Below are 16,244 nucleotides of genomic sequence, written 5' to 3'. Positions count from 1 at the left end.
GTGCCTTTCTGGCGGTGGTGCTCGGGGTCGGTCTCGGCCTCAGCGGTGTTTCTTGGGTGTGCGGTCAGATGCCGGAATGATGTCGATGGGCGACGTCTGCGACAGCACCTTCACGTACGGGTCGACCGTCTGCTCCAGCACGACGTCGAGCTCGCCGAGGCCGACCAGGCGCCCCGCCCGCAGGACGGCGACGCGGTCGGCCACCGCGCGGGCCTCGCCCACGGATGACGTCACGACGACGGCCGAGAACGAGCGGTCGGTGTGGATGCTCCTGAGCAGCTCGAGCACCGACTGGCGCACGAGGGCGTCGACGCCCCGGGCGGGCTCGTCGGCGATCAGGACGGTCGGCTCGAGCACGAGGCTGCGGGCCAGGGCGATGCGCTGGCGCTGGCCGGAGCTGAGCTCCCAGGTCTGCTTGCGCATCGTCGACATCGGAAGGTGGACGGCGTCGACGAGCTGGGCGACGCGGTGGCCCGCCTCGATGCGGTCGAAGCGGCGGTCGCGCTCGTACAGCGGCTCGGCGACGGCCTCGGCGACGGTCAGATCGGGCTTGAGCGCGTCGCCGTCGCTCTGCGACAGGTAGCCGACCCGCGAGGTCAGGCGGTCTCGTCGGCGCGACGAGATCGTGCGGATCCGCTCGCCGAGCACGAAGAGCTCGCCGCCAGCGATCCGGGGCGAGCCCTCAGGTGGTCGTCGACCGTGCGCCAGACCGGCCAGAGCGCGTGCGAGCGTCGACTTGCCGGAGCCCGCCTCGCCCAGCACGCCGAGGATCTCCCCCGACGCGACGGTCAGCGTGACGCCGTCGACAGCCCGGACCTCCGCGTGGCCCGACCGGGCCGGGTACAGCAGCGACAGGTCGTCTGCCACGAGGACGGGAGCTTCGACGGCCATGACTCAGGACTCCTGGTTCGTTTCTGCTCGGGTGAGCGCAGCCAGAGCCTCGCGGCGCCGCGCCTGCTCGGCCGGATCCGGGACGGGGAGCGACGCGAGCAGGCGCTTGGTGTACGCGTGCTCCGGAGCCCCCAGGACCTGGTCGTTCGGCCCCGATTCGACGAGGTCTCCATGGAACAGTACGCCGATCCGGTCGGCGAGGATGTTCACCACGGCCAGGTCGTGGCTGATGAAGAGCGCCGCGAAGCCCAGGTCTTTCTGCAGCTCGGCGAACAGCTCGAGCACGCGCGCCTGCACCGACACGTCGAGCGCGCTGGTCGGCTCGTCCGCGATCAGCAGTGTGGGGTCGAGGGCGAGCGATCGCGCGAGGCTGGCGCGCTGGCGCTGGCCGCCGCTGAGCTCGTGCGGGTAGCGGTCGCCGAACGCCTTGGGCAGCTGCACCGCCTCCAGGAGCTCGTCGACCCTCCCCCGGGCCGCGCGGGCGTCGCCCGCTCGTCCATGCACGATGAGGGGCTCGGCCACGCACTCGGCGATCGTGAGCAGCGGGTTGAACGACGAGGCCGGGTCTTGGAAGACGAACCCGATGTCGGCTCGCTTCGGCTTGAAGTCGCGCTCCCGGACGCCGTTCATCTCGACGCCGAGCACCTCGAGCGAGCCGCCCGTCACCCTGGTGAGACCCGCGATCGCCCGGCCGATGGTGGTCTTGCCCGAGCCGGACTCGCCGACGAGGCCGAGCACCTGCCCCTTCGCGATCGTGAAGTCGACGCCCTTGACGGCGCGGAAGCCGCCCCGGCCGAGCCGACCCGGGTACTCGATCTCGAGCCCCGAGGCGCGCACGACGACCTCGGCGTCGGCGGCAGGCGCCGCCTGGTGGCCGCGCGCCTCGAGACGCGGCACGCTGCCGAGCAGGCGCTTCGTGTAGTCGTCCTGAGGGCTGGCGAACAGCGTCGCTGCGTCGGCCTCCTCGACGACCTTCCCGAGGTACATCACGGCGACGCGGTCGGCGAGGTCGGCGACCACGCCCATGTTGTGCGTGATCAGCACGATCGCGGCGCCGAACTCGTCGCGGCAGCGGCGCAGCAGGTCGAGGATCTCGGCCTGGACCGTCACGTCGAGCGCGGTGGTCGGCTCGTCGGCCACGATCACCGACGGGTTGAGCACGAGGGCCATCGCGATCACGACCCGCTGCTTCTGGCCGCCCGAGAACTGGTGCGGGTAGTAGTCGACACGGGTCGCAGGATCAGGGATGCCGACGCGACGCAGGATGTCGATCGCCCGCTTCTTCGCCTCGCGCCTCGACACCTTGCCGTGCGCGCGGATGCCCTCCGCGATCTGCCAGCCGACCGTGTAGACGGGGTTGAGGGCCGTGGAGGGCTCCTGGAACACCATCGCGACGTCGGTGCCGCGCAGCTCGCGCACGCGCCTAGGACCGACGGAGAGAACGTCTTCGCCGGTGAGGAGCACCGCACCCGAGGCGACGGCGGTGTCGGGGAGGAGGCCCAGGATCGTCTTGGCGGTGACGGTCTTGCCGGATCCTGACTCCCCTACGATCGCGAGGACCTCGCCGGCTCTCACCTCGAGCGACACGCCCTGGACGGCGGGCACGTCGCCGCCGTCGGTGGCGAAGGTGACCTCGAGGTCTCGGATGTCGACGGCCTTCAGGCGGTCGTCGTGAGCGGTGTCGGTCATGCTCCGGCCCCTTCGGTCGTGGCGGCCGCTGGCGGCGGCGTGGTCGCGGCTGTGCGCCGCTTGGCCCGGCGTCGGGTGCGGAGGCGCGGGTCAGCCAGGTCGTTCAGGCTCTCGCCGACGAGGGTGACGCCGAGCACGAGCAGCACGATCGCCGCGCCGGGGAAGACGCCCGTCCACCAGATGCCGCTCGCCGTGTCGGAGAGGGCCCGGTTGAGGTCGTAGCCCCACTCGGCGGCGGCGGTGGGACCGATGCCGAAGCCGAGGAACCCGAGGCTGGCGAGGGTGAGGATGGCCTCGGACGCGTTCAGGGTCAGGATGAGCGGAAGGCTGCGCGTGGCGTTCCTGAGCACGTGCTTGAACATGATGCGGGCGGTCGACGAGCCCACCACCTTGGACGACTCGACGAAGGCCTCAGCCTTGAGCCGGACCGCCTCGGCGCGGACCACGCGGAAGTACTGCGGCACGAACACGACCGTGATCGAGATCCCGGCCGCGACGATGCCCCCGAGCAGGCTCGACTGGCCGCCCGAGATCACGATCGACACGACGATCGCGAGCAGGAGCGACGGGAAGGCGTAGACCGCGTCGGCGATGACCACGAGAACGCGGTCGAGCCAGCCGCCGAGGTAGCCGGAGACGAGTCCGAGCACGACGCCGATGGTGACCGACAGGATCACGGCCACGATGACGACCGAGATCGCCGTCTGCGCGCCCCAGACCACGCGGCTGAACACGTCGTACCCGCCGACGGTCGTTCCCCAGATGTGCTCGCCGCCCGGCGCCGCCTGGCGGGGGAAGGCCCCCGCGTCGTCGCGGAGCTGGCCGAACCCGAACGGGGCGATCAGCGGGGCGAAGATCGCGGTGAGGATGAACACCAGGCAGATGACGATGCCGGTGATGAGCATCCCACGCTGGAGGCCGACGCTCCGGCGGAGCTGCGCGACGACGGGGAGGCGCTTGTACCAGGGTGCGCGCTTGTCTTTGGCTGCGGCGAGGACGTTCGTCATGATCAGTACCTCACTCGCGGGTCGATGAACGCCGCGACGATGTCGACGATGAAGTTGGTGACCGCGACGATGACCGCGAGAAGGGCGACGATGCCCTGCACCGCCACGAAGTCGCGTGCCGAGAGGTACTGCTGGAGCTCGAAGCCGAGGCCGCGCCAGCCGAACGTGGTCTCGGTCAGGACGGATCCGCCGAGCAGCATGGCGATCTGCAGGCCCATGACCGTGATGATCGGGATGAGCGCCGGCTTGAGGGCGTGTGCGCGCACGAGCTTGATCTCGGAGACCCCGCGCGAGCGGGCGGCGTCGATGTAGTCGGCGCCGAGCGTGCCGATGACGTTCGTGCGGACGAGGCGCAGGAACACGCCGCCGGTGATCAGGCCGAGGGCGAGGGCGGGCATGACCGCGTGGGCGAGGACGTCGGTGATGATCGTCGGGTTTCCCGTGCGGAGCGCGTCGATGATGTAGATGCCCGTCGGGTTCGGGATGCCGCCGAGCGCCAGCTCGATCCGGGTCGACGCGCGGCCGCCGAGCGGGAGCCAGCCGAGCCAGACCGAGAAGACGAGCTTGAGCAGGAGGCCGGCGAAGAACACCGGGGTCGCGTAGGTGAAGATCGCGAAGACGCGGAGGATCACGTCGGGCCAGCGGTCGCGCACGTAGGCGGCCAGCATGCCGAGCGGGATGCCCACGATGAGCGCGACGATGAGCGCGTAGAACACCAGCTCGATCGTGGCGCCGCCGTAGGTCAGGAGGATGTCGCTGATCTTCTGGTGATCGGTCAGCGTCGTGCCGAAGTCTCCGCGAGCGAGCTGCCCGAGGTACTCGCCGTACTGGACGATGATCGGCCGGTCGTAGCCGGCGGCGTGCAGCCGCTCCTGCAGCTGGGCCGGGGTCAGGCGTCCGCCGACCGCGGCCGTGATCGGGTTGCCGACCACGCGCATGAGGAAGAACACGAGGGTGACGAGGATGAACACCGTCGGGAAGATCAGCAGGAAGCGGATCAGGACGTAGCGCCCGAGCCCGCCTCCCCGCGTTCGCTCGCGGCGGGGGCCGGACACGGCGGGCGCCGTCGGCGAGGTGTCGTTGAGAACTGTCACGTCACTCCTGGGATTGCGAGGGAAGGGGTGCCTGCCCCGACGACCGAGGTCGCCGGGGCAGACACCCCGATGGAGCTGCTGCTACTTCGAGAGAGCGGCGTAGCGGAACTTGAAGGAGGCGTCGAGCGTGTCGTCGACACCCTTGACGTCCTTGCCGGAGACCGCGACCTGAGCACCCTGCAGGAGGGGCAGCGTCGAGATGTCGCCCGCCTCGAGGGTCTGGATCTCCTGGATGTCCTTGGTGCGCGTCGCCTTGTCGGTCTCGCTGCGCTGAGCCTCGATCAGCGAGTTGACCTTCGAGTCGCTGTAGTGGTTCAGCAGGAATCCGCCGGGGACGTCCTTGCCGTCCGATCCCGGCGAGGGGAGGAAGAACGGCGTCAGGTAGTTGTCGGCGTCGCTGTAGTCGGGGAACCAGCCCAGCTGGTACAGCGGGTAGGCGTCTTTGGTGCGCTGCGTGCTGTACGTGTCGTAGAGCGTCGACTGGAGGTTGACCGTGAAGAGACCGGTCTCTTCGAGCTGCGACTTGATCAGGGCGTACTCGTCGTCGGAGGACGCGCCGTAGTGGTCGGGCGTGTACTGCAGGTTCAGCGTGACCTTGCCCGAGATGCCGGCGTCTTTCAGGGTCGACTTGGCCTTGTCGGCGTCCGGGCCGCCGTCGCCGTCGCCGTAGAGGGTCTTGAACGGCGTGATGGCGCCGGTCAGGCCGTCGGGCACGGGCGAGTAGAGCGGCGTGTAGCTGCCCTTGTAGACGTCCTCGGAGAGCGCCTGGCGGTCGACCGAGTCGGCGACCGCCTTGCGGACCGCGAGAGCCTTCGCGGCGTCGGCGTCGGCGGTCTTGGCGCCGTAGGGCATGGTGTCGAAGTTGAAGACGATGTAGCGGATCTCGCCACCGGGACCGTTGTGCACGGTGACGTTGGAGTCTTTCTTCAGCGAGGCCAGGTCGGTCGGGCTCAGCGAGCGGTACGCCACGTCGACGTCGCCCTTCTGGACGGCCAGCTTGAGGTCGGTCTCGTCGGTGAAGTACTGGGCGGTGACCGACTTCGACTTCGGGGTTCCGAGAAGGCCCTTGTAGCCGTCGAACGCCTTGTACTGGATCAGCTCTTTCGGCTTGTACTGGGTGATCGAGTACTGACCGGCGAAGCCCTCGCCCTTGACGATGGCGGCGTCGGAGGTCACCTTGGTGGCGCTGAAGACCTGCTCGTCGACGATCGGGCCCGCGGGACTCGACAGCACCTGCGGCCAAGTCTGGTCGTTCGCCGTCTTGAGCGTGAACACGACGGTGGTGGGGTCGGGGGCGGCGGTGCTCTTGAGGTTGGAGAGCAGCGACGACGGGCCGTTCGCGTCGGCGATGGCCAGCTGGCGGTCGAACGTGAACTTCACGTCGGACGACGTGAGGTCGTCGCCGTTCGCGAACTTCAGGCCGCTCTTGAGCTTGACCGTGTACTCGGTCGGGGCCGTGAACGAGGCGCTGGTCGCGATGTCGGGCTTGACGTCGGGCGAGCCGTACGGGGTGTTCAGGAGGAACGGGTACACCTGGTTCATCACGGCGAAGGAGCCGTTGTCGTACGAGCCCGCCGGGTCGAGCGAGGTGATGACGTCGGAGGTGCCGACGATCACGCCGTCGAGGCTGTCGATGGTGGTGGAGCCGCCGGAGGCGCAGCCTGCGAGGACCAGGGCGGCAGTGACAGCGCCGCCCACTCCGATCGCGGCGCGACGACCGAGCGAAGACTTCGAATTCACGTGGTGTACCCCTTTGTGTCGGTGCGTGAGCCCCGCGGCTGCCGATGCTGTGATCGCCGGCGGGGCTTTCATTCTTTCGATAGGACCGGGCCGCTGCGCAATTTGAGGCGAAGTGTTTACAGGCCCGCAACGAGCCGCGCACGACTTGTGCGTCAGCGCACGACTTTTGCGTGCACGAGCCTACTCGTTGCGCAGAGTGCGTCGTGCCGCCTCGACGGACACGAGCTTCTCTCCGATCTCGCGCCGCCGCTCGGGCTCGGTCTTCGCGTCGGTGCGGTGCATCTGGCCGAGGAGCTCGGCCTTCTGCCGGAGCAGGTCGCGCTCGACGAGCGACGACAGGATCCCCTGGCAGTAGGTCGCCACGTCGCGCCCCTCGCGCTCGGGAAGGGGCCCGCCGGCGAGCTCCTTCACCAGCCCCAGGAAGGGAGCAGGCGTCTGCTCCAGCACGGCCTCGACGAAGTCGCGGTCGGTCAGGCGGTCGAGGCTGGCGGCGACGGCGTCGCGGACGACGGCGAGCGAGCCGTTGACGAAGACGGCGAAGGCCGCCTGGGCGGTCAGCTCGGACGGCACCGCGTCAGGGTGCTGCAGGATCGCCATCAGGGCGTCTCGCTCGAGGCGGGTCGACGGGTCGTCGGGCAGCCGCAGGATGCTCGGACCCTCGTCGATCGGCCCGGCCGATCGCTCGGGAAGACTGGTGATGGACTGCCGCGAGGAGTCGCTGGACGGCGCGAGCCGCTCGATCGCCTTGGGGGCGGTCTTGGCCGCGAACACGGCCGGCTCGACGTCGGACGGGTCGAGGCCGAGCCAGCCCGCGAGCTGTCGGATGTACCCCTGGAACAGCGCCGTGTCGCGGATGCCCGCGACGACGGGTGCGGCGCTCCGGAGCGCAGACGATCGACCCTCGACGGTCTCGAGGTCGAAGCCGTCGAGCGTGCGCTTGATCATGAACTCGAACATCGGACGGCGGCTGGTCACCAGTCGACGGACCGCGTCGTCGCCGCGGTTCAGGCGCAGATCGCAGGGGTCGAGCCCGTCGGGAGCGACTGCGACGAAGGTCTGGGCCGCGAAGCGCTGCTCCTCGGCGAAGGCGCGGCTCGCCGCGTTCTGCCCCGCCGCGTCGGGGTCGAACGTGAACACGACCTCGCCGGCGACCGACTGGTCGAGCCCGCTCAGGTCGCCGAGCATCGGCCGCAGCGCCTTGATGTGGTCGACGCCGAACGAGGTGCCGCAGGTGGCGACGGCCGTGGTGACCCCGGCGAGATGGCAGGCCATGACGTCGGTGTAGCCCTCGACGATGACGACCTGCTTCTGCTTCGAGATGTCGCGGCGGGCGAGATCGAGCCCGTAGAGCACCTGCGACTTGTGGTAGATCGGCGTCTCGGGCGTGTTGAGGTACTTCGGGCCCTGGTCGTCGTCGAGGAGCCGCCGGGCGCCGAACCCGATGGTGGCGCCGGTCACGTCGCGGATCGGCCACAGGAGACGCCCGCGGAACCGGTCGTAGGGGCTGCGGTCGCCCTGGCTGAGGAGCCCGGCGGTGACGAGCTCCTCGTCGCTGAAGCCGCGGCCCTTGAGGTGCGACCGGAGCGCGTCGAACGACTTCGGTGCGAAGCCGGTGCCGAAGCGGGCGGCCGCTGCCGGGTCGAAGCCGCGCTCCCCCAGGAACCGGCGCGCCGGATCGGCGTCGGGTGCGGTCAGGTGCTCGACGAAGAACTCGCCCGCGGCCTGGTTGGCCGCGAGCAGCCGCGCGCGGTTGCCGTGGTCGCTGGCCTGGCCGCCGTCTTCGTAGTGGAGGGTGAAGCCGACGCGGGCGGCCATGCGCTCGACGGCCTCCTGGAACGTCGTGTGGTCCATCTGCTGCACGAAGCTGAAGACGTCGCCGTCTTCGCCGCAGCCGAAGCAGTGGTAGCGGCCCACCTGCGGGCGCACGTGGAAGCTCGGGCTGCGCTCGTCGTGGAACGGGCACAGGCCCTTCATCGAGCCGATGCCGGCGCCCTTGAGGGTCACGTAGTCGGAGACGACGTCGACGATGTTGACGCGACTGCGCACCTCGTCGATGTCGGCGCGCTTGATCAGCCCCGGCACGCGGCACCCCTTTCGAACTCGCTCACTCTACGGCCGCCCACCGACGTTCGCGACGCGGGCACTACGGCCGCACGAGGCGGTCATGCCAGGCCATCGCGCTCTGGTCGGTGAGCGACGCCACCTGGTCGACGATCACGCGCCTGCGAGCGTCGTCGTCGACGGCGTCGGCCCAGTCGGCGCGGAATCCGGCGTCGAGCTCGGAGGACCCCGTCGCCCACAGTGCGTCGGCGAGGCTCGAGAGCACCTCGCGCTGCTGCACGTAGATCGGCTGGCGGGTGTTGCGGGTCATCACGAAGGCGGCGACGATGCCCTTGAGGGCGGCGATCTCGCCGATGATCTCGGCGGGGATCACGACGCTGGCCGAGAAGCGCGTCAGGCTCTCCTGCGGGTAGTGCTGGTGCGTCGCCTCGGTGGCCGAGCCGGCGAAGCGGCCGATCAGCTGGCTGGTGAGGTTCTTCAGCCTGGCCTGGTCGAGGCGGCCGCCGTCGTAGTCGTGCAGCCAGACGTCGAGCGATCGCAGGCGGTCGAAGGCCTCGGTCAGCTCGTCTCGGCTGAGCTCGCCGCCCACCCACGCGTGCATCGCGTCGATGAGCGAGTCGTGACCCACCTTCGACGAGAGCGAAGCCACGTCGATGTAGCCGTTGACCACGGCGTCTTCCAGGTCGTGGACGGAGTACGCGATGTCGTCGCTGAGGTCCATCACCTGGGCCTCGATGCAGCGCTGGCGACGCGGGGCGCCCAGGCGGAGCCAGTCGAACGCCGGGGTGTCATCGTCGTAGAAGCCGAACTTGGTGCGACCGCCGGGGTCGGCGACACCCTGGGCCGCGGGCCACGGGTACTTGCAGCTCGCGTCGAGGCTGGCCCGGGTGAGATTGAGCCCGTAGCTGCGACCCGAGCCGTTGATGACCTTGGGCTCGATCCGGGTCAGGAGCCGGAGCGTCTGGGCGTTGCCCTCGAAGCCGCCGATGCCCTCGGCCCAGTCGTTCAGGGCCTTCTCGCCGTTGTGCCCGAAGGGCGGGTGCCCGAGATCGTGGGCGAGGCACGCGGTGTCGACGACGTCGGGATCGAGGCCGAGGCTCGTGGCGAGCTCTCGCCCCACCTGCGCGACCTCGAGCGAGTGCGTGAGGCGGTTGCGGGCGAAATCGAGACCCGCTGTCGGGCTCAGCACCTGCGTCTTGGCGGCGAGTCGCCGGAGCGCGCTCGAGTGGAGGAGGCGCGCTCGGTCCCGGGCGAAGTCGCTGCGGCGGTTCGAGTGCTCCTCCGGGAGCCAGCGGTCGCTGTCGCGCTCGTCGTAGCCCGCGGCGGGCTCGGCGAACCGGGCGGTGCCGGCCGCGGTCGTCGACTCGGACGCGGTGACGTGTGTGCTGTTGGCGATGACTGGGCCCTTCGGGCGGTGGGAGGACGGTCGGGTGGAGCGGCGGACGCGTCAGCCCCCGCTGTGGTGCAGCTCGGCGGCGGCCAGCTCTTCGCGGAACGACTCGTCGAGCTCGCGGCTCTCGAGCCAGCGGTCCGGAAGCGACGGGCGCTTCGGGCTGCCGGCGCGCCCGCGCGGGCCCTCGGCGTCGAGGCCCGGGTAGCCCTGCGACCAGTCCATGGTGCCGAGCAGGTCATCGATCTCGGGGAGGCTCGACGAGGCTGCCAGCGCCGCGCGGACGTCGCCGCCGACCGGGTAGCCCTTGAAGTACCAGGCGACGTGCTTGCGCATGTCGCGGCAGGCGCGCCCCTCGTCGCCCTCGTAGAACTCGATCAGCAGCTCGGCGTGCCGGCGGAAGGCCTGTGCGACCTCGCCGAGCGTGGGCTCGGCCTTCAGGTCTTCACCGCGGAACGCAGCCGCCAGGTCGCCGAACAGCCAGGGCCGCCCGAGGCAGCCGCGGCCGACGACGACGCCGTCGCAGCCGGTCTCGGCGACCATGCGAATGGCGTCGGCGGCCGACCAGATGTCGCCGTTGCCGAGCACCGGGACGTCGGTGATCGCCTCTTTGAGGGTCGCGATGGCCGACCAGTCGGCCTGCCCCGAGTAGAACTCGGCGGCTGTCCGCGCGTGGAGCGCGATCGACGCCACGCCGGCGCCCTCGGCGGCCTTGCCGGCCTCGAGGTACGTCAGGTGATCGTCGTCGATGCCCTTGCGCATCTTGATCGTCAGGGGGACGTCGCCGGCGGCCTTCACGGCCCGCTCGACGATCTCGCGGAACAGCCCGAGCTTCCAGGGCAGAGCCGACCCGCCGCCGCGCCGCGTGACCTTGGGCACCGGGCAGCCGAAGTTGAGATCGATGTGGTCGGCGCGGTCTTCGGCGACGAGCATCGTGACGGCCTCGGCGACGGTGTTGGGCTCCACCCCGTAGAGCTGGATGCTGCGCAGGGTCTCGCTCTCGTGGTGCTTGATGAGGCGCATCGACTCCGGGGTGCGCTCGACGAGGGCACGGCTGGTGATCATCTCGCTGACGTAGAGCCCGGCGCCGTACTCGCGGCACAGCCTGCGGTACGCCGTGTTGGTGATGCCCGCCATCGGAGCGAGTACGACGGGCGAGCCGACCTCGATGGGGCCGATCCGCAGCGGGGCGGTCGGCAGCGTCATGGCGCGTGCGGGCGGAGTGGCCGCCGCAGGAGCTGGCGACACCGGTACCGGGTGCGAGAGAGTTGTTGTCATCGGGATCGATTATCCCATCCCCTCGTACGTCCCACCGGCTGAGCGCCCAGCCTGTGGAGAACTTCCCCCTCTGTGGCGACCCGTGGAGAGACCAGATGACCGCAACGCCCGCAACCGACCGCCTGCTCGCCGACGCCGAGGCGCGAGGGCTGGCCGTCGAGGTCGTCGACCGTCCCGAGGCGGGGAGCCTGGTGGAAGCCGCTTCGGTGCTGGGAATCGACCCGTCGACGATCGTGAAGAGCCTCGTGGTGAAGAGGCACGACGGGCAGTTCCTGTTCGCGCTGGTTCCCGGTGGTCGGCAGATCTCGTGGTCGAAGCTGCGCGCGGTGGTGGGGGTGAACAAGCTGTCGATGCCGTCGCCCGACGTCGCCCTCGAGGCGACGGGCTACGAGCGCGGCACGATCACGCCGATCGGGAGCACGACGGCGTGGCCGGTGTACGCCGACGAACGTATCGCAGGAACCCGCGTCGCCCTCGGAGCCGGAGCCCACGGGCGCAGCGCCTTCGTCGAGGCCGACGCGCTCCTCGCCGCCTACGGGGCGACCGTCGCCGACATCACCGACGACGAGAGGCCGCGCGACTAGCGCCCGTTCAGAGGGCTGCGCCCTCGTCGAGAGCCGCGGCCACGGCACGGGCCGAAGCCGCCGCGGCCTCGTCGTGGGTGGGCTCGATGTCGACGTCGCCCGCCCTCACGCCGGTGAGAGGCAGCGGCACCAGGCAGGAGTCGCCCTCGCACGCCATCGCGTCGGCATCGCCGAGCATGGTGAACGGGGTGCTCACTCGGCGCCCGTCGGCTGGGGCGCGGCCTCGGCGGCCACGGTCTCGAGCACGTTCGCGAACGTCGTTGGATCCTGCGCCCCCGACACCCCGTACTTGCCCTCGAAGACGAAGAACGGCACGCCGTTGATGCCGAAGGCCCGCGCCTGCTCCTGATCGGCACGCACCGACGGCAGGAACTCGCCCGACTCGAGCGCGGCCAGCGCCTCCGCGCGGTCCAGCCCCGCCTCGGCGGCGACGTCGGCGAGCACGTCCAGGTGGCCGAGGTGCCGGCCGTCCTCGAAGTAGGCCTGGAGCAGGCGCTCCTTCATGTCGATCTGCACGCCCTTCGACTTCGCGAAGTGGATCAGCTCGTGCGCCTTCACGGTGTTGGTGTGGTGCATGGCCTCGAAGTCGTAGGCGAGTCCCACCGATGCGGCGATGCCGCGGACGTTGTCGAGCATGCCCTGGGCCTGGTCGGTAGGGATGCCCTTGTGGACGGCGAGGAACTCGGCCTCGTTGCCCTCGAAGTCGACGGGGGTGTCGGGCGACAGCTCGAACGAGTGGTACTCGACCTCGACGTCGCCGTCGAACGCGTCGACGGCCTTCTCGAACTTGCGCTTGCCGATGAAGCACCAGGGGCAGGCGATGTCGGACCAGATGTCGACCTTGATGGGGGCTGCAGAACTCACGATCGCAGAAACACAGCATCCGGCCGCTGTATTCCACCCCTCAGCCAGTCGTTACCTGCGTGCCCGTGGCAGACGCCACGGCGGGTACCAGCCGGCGACGATGGGCGGTCGTCTCGCTCTCGTCCACCGGGTGCCCCGATGCCGCGCGACCGCAGCCTCGACGGCCTCCGCGACGGCCGACCAATCGGTGGCGACCATCTCGCGCGACGCTCGGATGGCCGTTCGGCCACCTCGATGGATGACGAGATCCTTTCGCCGGTCGGCTTCGAACGTCGACTCGTGGAAGGTTCGGCCGTCCAGCTCCAGAGCGACGACGCCGTCGACCACGAGGTCGATCGCTCCCAGTGCGCGCCACTCGCCGAGAGGATCGACCGGCACCTGCGAGGCGAGCCGGTGGCCGCGGGCGCGGAGTCGGGTCCGCGCGATGCTCTCCAGGACGCTGCCGCAGTCGACGTCGACCCATTCCACGATGCGACGTCGATCCTGGCCGAGACGAGCGCAGAGTCCGTGAAGCTCGACGAGGTCGAGCCGATTCGTGTGGTGTGCCCAGTCGAGGACGGCGACGGCCTCGTCGAAGGGAAGGCGCGGGACGGCGTGCAGCAGCGATTCTTCGAGGGCCGCGACGACGGCTTCACCCCGGCGCTCGGAGGACCAGGTGAGGGCGACCCCGCGAGGAAGAATTGCGGGCCGGCTCGCGCCGGGAGGCATCGAGACGTCGATGGTGCACGGTGCTGACCACAGCCAGGCGCCTGCCAGCCGGAGCGCCGCGGCACCCGTGAGGACGCCCCCGAGCGAGACCGCGACGACTCGCGGGTCGCCTTCCGGCAACGTCGTGTACCAGCCGCGGGCGATGCGGCGGAGCGAACCGGCGCGGATGGCCGCCGCCAGGGCACGGGGCGTGACCCCGCGGGCGACGAGCGCGCTGCGGCGGGCGATGCCGCCGAGTGCGACGACGTGGGCCTGGGCGTCCATCGGTCAATCCTGGCGGAGGTGAGCCGGATCCTGCGCCCGTTCTCCACAGGTGCCTCCACCAAGCAGAATCGGGCAGAACCGCAGTTAAGACTGCAGTTCTGCCCGATTCCACTAGCTGAGCGAACCGACGGGCGGGGTCAGCAGCCGAGCAGCCGCGCCCCAAGGTACGCGTCGAGCTGGTCGAGCGGCACGCGCTCCTGCGACATGGTGTCGCGCTCGCGCACGGTCACCGCGTTGTCGTCGAGCGAGTCGAAGTCGACCGTGACGCAGAACGGCGTGCCGATCTCGTCTTGGCGGCGGTAGCGGCGGCCGATGGCTCCGGCGTCGTCGAAATCGATGTTCCAGAGCTTGCGGAGGCCGGCTGCGACCGAACGGGCCAACGGCGAGAGGTTCTCGTTGCGCGAGAGCGGCAGCACGGCGACCTTGACCGGCGCGAGGCGACGGTCGAGCTTGAGCACGGTGCGCTTGTCGACGCCGCCCTTGGCGTTGGGGGCCTCGTCTTCGTGGAACGCGTCGACCAGGAACGCCATCAGCGCCCGGGTGAGGCCGAACGCCGGCTCGATGACGAACGGGGTCCAGCGCTCGTTCTTGCCCTGGTCGAAGTACGACAGGTCGACGCCCGAGGCCTTCGAGTGGGTGGTGAGGTCGAAGTCGGTGCGGTTCGCGACGCCCATGAGCTCGCCCCACTCCGACCCGGTGAAGCGGAACTTGTACTCGAGGTCGACGGTGCGCTTCGAGTAGTGCGACAGCTTCTCGGTCGGGTGCTCGTACCGGCGCATGTTCTCGGGGGTGATGCCGAGGTCGAGGTACCAGGCCTCGCAGGCGTCGATCCAGTAGTCGAACCAGGTGTCGTCGGTGCCGGGCTCGACGAAGAACTCCATCTCCATCTGCTCGAACTCGCGCGTGCGGAAGATGAAGTTGCCGGGGGTGATCTCGTTGCGGAACGACTTGCCGACCTGCGCGATGCCGAAGGGCGGCTTCATGCGGGCCGCGCCCATGACGTTGTTGAAGTTCACGAAGATGCCCTGGGCCGTCTCGGGGCGGAGATAGGCCATGCCCTGCTCGTTGTCGACGGGGCCGAGGAAGGTCTTGAGCAGGCCCGAGAAGTTCTGCGGCTCGGTCCACGAGCCCTCCTGGCCGGTGTCGGGGTCGCGGATGTCGGCGAGGCCGTTGACCGGAGGGTGGCCGTGCTTGGCCTCGTACGCCTCGAGCAGGTGGTCGGCGCGGTAGCGCTTGTGCGTGTGGAGCGACTCGACGAGCGGGTCGCTGAAGACCTCGACGTGGCCGGAGGCCTCCCACACGGTGCGGGGCAGGATCACGGAGGAGTCGAGCCCGACGATGTCGTCGCGGCCCTGGACCATGAACTTCCACCACTGCTGCTTGATGTTCTCCTTCAGCGCCGTGCCGAGTGGCCCGTAGTCCCATGCGGAGCGGCTGCCGCCGTAGATCTCGCCCGCCTGGAAGACGAAGCCGCGGCGCTTGGCCAGGGCGATGACGGAATCGAGACGGTTCGGTGCTGCCACGTGAGGTACTCCCAGAGTTCTGCCCGAGCTGGATGCGCGGGGATGCGACAAAGCCTATGGCACAGCGCCTACCTGCCGACGGCGCGGAGCACGGCCTCGACGTCGGCACCGTCGTTCCAGACGTGGAACGCGACTCTCACCCGCCCGGCCCGCCCCGACACCGTCAGCCCGGCCTCGGTCAGCCGCACGAGGTCGTCGCCGGACTCGTCGGGCCAGGTCACGATCGCCTGCCCCTGGCGGGCGATCCCGAGCCCGTCGCACAGCGCGTCGCCGAGCGCCGTCGCGTGCTCCCACGACGCCTGGGCCGATGTCGAGGCGAACAGCTCGAGCGCGGGCGCCGCCCCGACGACGGCCTGCCACGCGGGCGACACGTCGAATCGCCGCGCCGACGATGCGAGCTCGAATCCGCTGCCGTAGCAGGACGCCCACACGTCCTGCCCCGCGTACCAGCCGGCCTGGATCGGCACGAGAGCCGCCGCGAACGCCGGTGACAGCGTCAGGAACGACACCCCGCGCGGGCAGCACAGCCACTTGTAGGCGTGGGTGACCGTCGCATCGTAGAGCGACGCGTCGACCGGCAGGACGCCCGCCGCCTGGGTGAGGTCGACGAGGGTGCGGACACCCGCCGCGCGCGCGACGGACGCGATGCGCGGTGACGCGACCTCGCCGGTCGCCGACTGCACGAGCGAGTAGGCGACGAGCCAGGTCTGGTCGGTGAGGGAGTCGGCGAGGGCGGCGAGCGGCACGGTACGCATCCGCAGCCCGTACGCCGCGAAGGGTGCGACGACGGACGAGAACTCGCCCTCGGCGCAGAGGATCTCGGCGCCGTCGGGCGCGGCGGCCGCGATGACCGACACCTGCGCCGACACCTGAGACCCGATGGCGACGTCGTCGACGGGGACTCCGACGATCCGGGCGAACGCGGCGCGGCAGTCGTCGGCCACGCGGCCGTATTCGGCCGGCGACACGACCCCCGACTCCCACGCGTCGAGGTCGGCGCGCAGGGCGTCGAGCGTCGGCCGGGCGGGGAGCCCGCCGGTGCAGGCGGCGAGGTAGCCGGTACCCGACGGAAAGAGCGCTGCGAGGGGGTGCATGCACCCAGCGTCCCGGGAAGCCGCCCATCACACAATGGCCAGCTGCGACGGGAGGCC

General features: G+C 70.2%; 14 protein-coding genes. 1 reads left to right on the top strand and 13 read right to left on the bottom strand.

The genetic code is table 11. From position 1 onward, the window contains the following. Nucleotides 1-39: 39 nt before the first annotated feature. From AC07TY_RS02485 to dusB, 8 genes are all read right to left on the bottom strand, one after another. On the bottom strand, nt 40-891 hold the full coding sequence (locus tag AC07TY_RS02485) for an ATP-binding cassette domain-containing protein (protein ID WP_488626360.1): 852 nt from the start codon (nt 889-891) through the stop codon (nt 40-42). A gap of 3 nt (nt 892-894) precedes the next feature. Continuing rightward, a complete protein-coding gene (locus tag AC07TY_RS02480) occupies nt 895-2,580 on the bottom strand; it encodes an ABC transporter ATP-binding protein (protein ID WP_494784242.1) in 1,686 nt (561 codons plus the stop codon). Beyond that, entirely contained in the window at nt 2,577-3,587 is a 1,011-nt protein-coding gene (locus AC07TY_RS02475) for an ABC transporter permease (protein ID WP_488626362.1), read from the bottom strand. The genes AC07TY_RS02480 and AC07TY_RS02475 overlap by 4 nt, the downstream gene beginning before the upstream one ends. 2 nt (nt 3,588-3,589) lie before the next feature. After that, nucleotides 3,590-4,642 (bottom strand): ABC transporter permease, encoded by a 1,053-nt coding sequence (locus AC07TY_RS02470; protein WP_488626718.1) that lies wholly within the window; start codon nt 4,640-4,642, stop codon nt 3,590-3,592. 120 nt (nt 4,643-4,762) lie between these two features. Beyond that, nucleotides 4,763-6,421 carry an ABC transporter substrate-binding protein gene (locus AC07TY_RS02465; RefSeq protein WP_494784241.1) on the bottom strand — a complete coding sequence of 553 codons (1,659 nt, stop codon included), beginning with the start codon at nt 6,419-6,421 and terminating at the stop codon, nt 4,763-4,765. 180 nt (nt 6,422-6,601) lie between these two features. Beyond that, nucleotides 6,602-8,503 carry a DNA primase gene (dnaG, locus tag AC07TY_RS02460; protein ID WP_494784240.1) on the bottom strand — a complete coding sequence of 634 codons (1,902 nt, stop codon included), beginning with the start codon at nt 8,501-8,503 and terminating at the stop codon, nt 6,602-6,604. 61 nt (nt 8,504-8,564) lie between these two features. Further along, nucleotides 8,565-9,878, bottom strand: coding sequence for a deoxyguanosinetriphosphate triphosphohydrolase (locus tag AC07TY_RS02455; protein ID WP_494784548.1), 1,314 nt, complete (start codon nt 9,876-9,878; stop codon nt 8,565-8,567). Between the two features lie 51 nt (nt 9,879-9,929). Further along, nucleotides 9,930-11,078, bottom strand: a complete 1,149-nt coding sequence (dusB, locus tag AC07TY_RS02450) for a tRNA dihydrouridine synthase DusB (protein WP_494784547.1) — start codon at nt 11,076-11,078, stop codon at nt 9,930-9,932. Between the two features lie 167 nt (nt 11,079-11,245). On the opposite strand from dusB, the gene AC07TY_RS02445 reads away from it, so the two are divergent. After that, complete coding sequence (locus AC07TY_RS02445; RefSeq protein WP_494784239.1) at nt 11,246-11,734, top strand: aminoacyl-tRNA deacylase; 489 nt, start codon at nt 11,246-11,248, stop codon at nt 11,732-11,734. Between the two features lie 7 nt (nt 11,735-11,741). On the opposite strand, the gene AC07TY_RS02440 is transcribed toward AC07TY_RS02445, so the two are convergent. From AC07TY_RS02440 to AC07TY_RS02420, 5 genes are all read right to left on the bottom strand, one after another. Further along, a complete protein-coding gene (locus AC07TY_RS02440) occupies nt 11,742-11,930 on the bottom strand; it encodes a hypothetical protein (RefSeq protein WP_488626365.1) in 189 nt (62 codons plus the stop codon). Next, nucleotides 11,927-12,598 carry a DsbA family oxidoreductase gene (locus tag AC07TY_RS02435; protein WP_494784238.1) on the bottom strand — a complete coding sequence of 224 codons (672 nt, stop codon included), beginning with the start codon at nt 12,596-12,598 and terminating at the stop codon, nt 11,927-11,929. The genes AC07TY_RS02440 and AC07TY_RS02435 overlap by 4 nt, the downstream gene beginning before the upstream one ends. Nucleotides 12,599-12,649: 51 nt before the next feature. After that, nucleotides 12,650-13,570 (bottom strand): hypothetical protein, encoded by a 921-nt coding sequence (locus AC07TY_RS02430; protein ID WP_494784237.1) that lies wholly within the window; start codon nt 13,568-13,570, stop codon nt 12,650-12,652. 137 nt (nt 13,571-13,707) lie between these two features. Then, the gene (locus AC07TY_RS02425; protein ID WP_488626368.1) at nt 13,708-15,093 is read right to left on the bottom strand and encodes a glycine--tRNA ligase; all 1,386 of its coding nucleotides are present in this window, start codon (nt 15,091-15,093) and stop codon (nt 13,708-13,710) included. Nucleotides 15,094-15,161: 68 nt separating this feature from the next. Next, nucleotides 15,162-16,187, bottom strand: a complete 1,026-nt coding sequence (locus tag AC07TY_RS02420) for an aminotransferase class V-fold PLP-dependent enzyme (RefSeq protein ID WP_494784236.1) — start codon at nt 16,185-16,187, stop codon at nt 15,162-15,164. Nucleotides 16,188-16,244 lie beyond the last annotated feature (57 nt).

The sequence above is a fragment of the Frondihabitans sp. GW821-FHT04F02 genome, from assembly GCF_059420045.1.
The sequence above is the reverse complement of the archived record's forward strand: the minus strand, read 5'-3'. Positions and strand labels throughout refer to the sequence as shown.

What these genes read in the sequence shown, in the direction of transcription:
- AC07TY_RS02485 (WP_488626360.1), bottom strand. Translation starts at nt 891, where the DNA reads ATGGCCGTCGAAGCTCCCGTCCTCGTGGCAGACGACCTGTCGCTGCTG.
- AC07TY_RS02480 (WP_494784242.1), bottom strand. Translation starts at nt 2,580, where the DNA reads ATGACCGACACCGCTCACGACGACCGCCTGAAGGCCGTCGACATCCGA.
- AC07TY_RS02475 (WP_488626362.1), bottom strand. Translation starts at nt 3,587, where the DNA reads ATGACGAACGTCCTCGCCGCAGCCAAAGACAAGCGCGCACCCTGGTAC.
- dusB (WP_494784547.1), bottom strand. Translation starts at nt 11,078, where the DNA reads ATGACGCTGCCGACCGCCCCGCTGCGGATCGGCCCCATCGAGGTCGGC.
- AC07TY_RS02445 (WP_494784239.1), top strand. Translation starts at nt 11,246, where the DNA reads ATGACCGCAACGCCCGCAACCGACCGCCTGCTCGCCGACGCCGAGGCG.
- AC07TY_RS02430 (WP_494784237.1), bottom strand. Translation starts at nt 13,570, where the DNA reads ATGGACGCCCAGGCCCACGTCGTCGCACTCGGCGGCATCGCCCGCCGC.
- AC07TY_RS02420 (WP_494784236.1), bottom strand. Translation starts at nt 16,187, where the DNA reads ATGCACCCCCTCGCAGCGCTCTTTCCGTCGGGTACCGGCTACCTCGCC.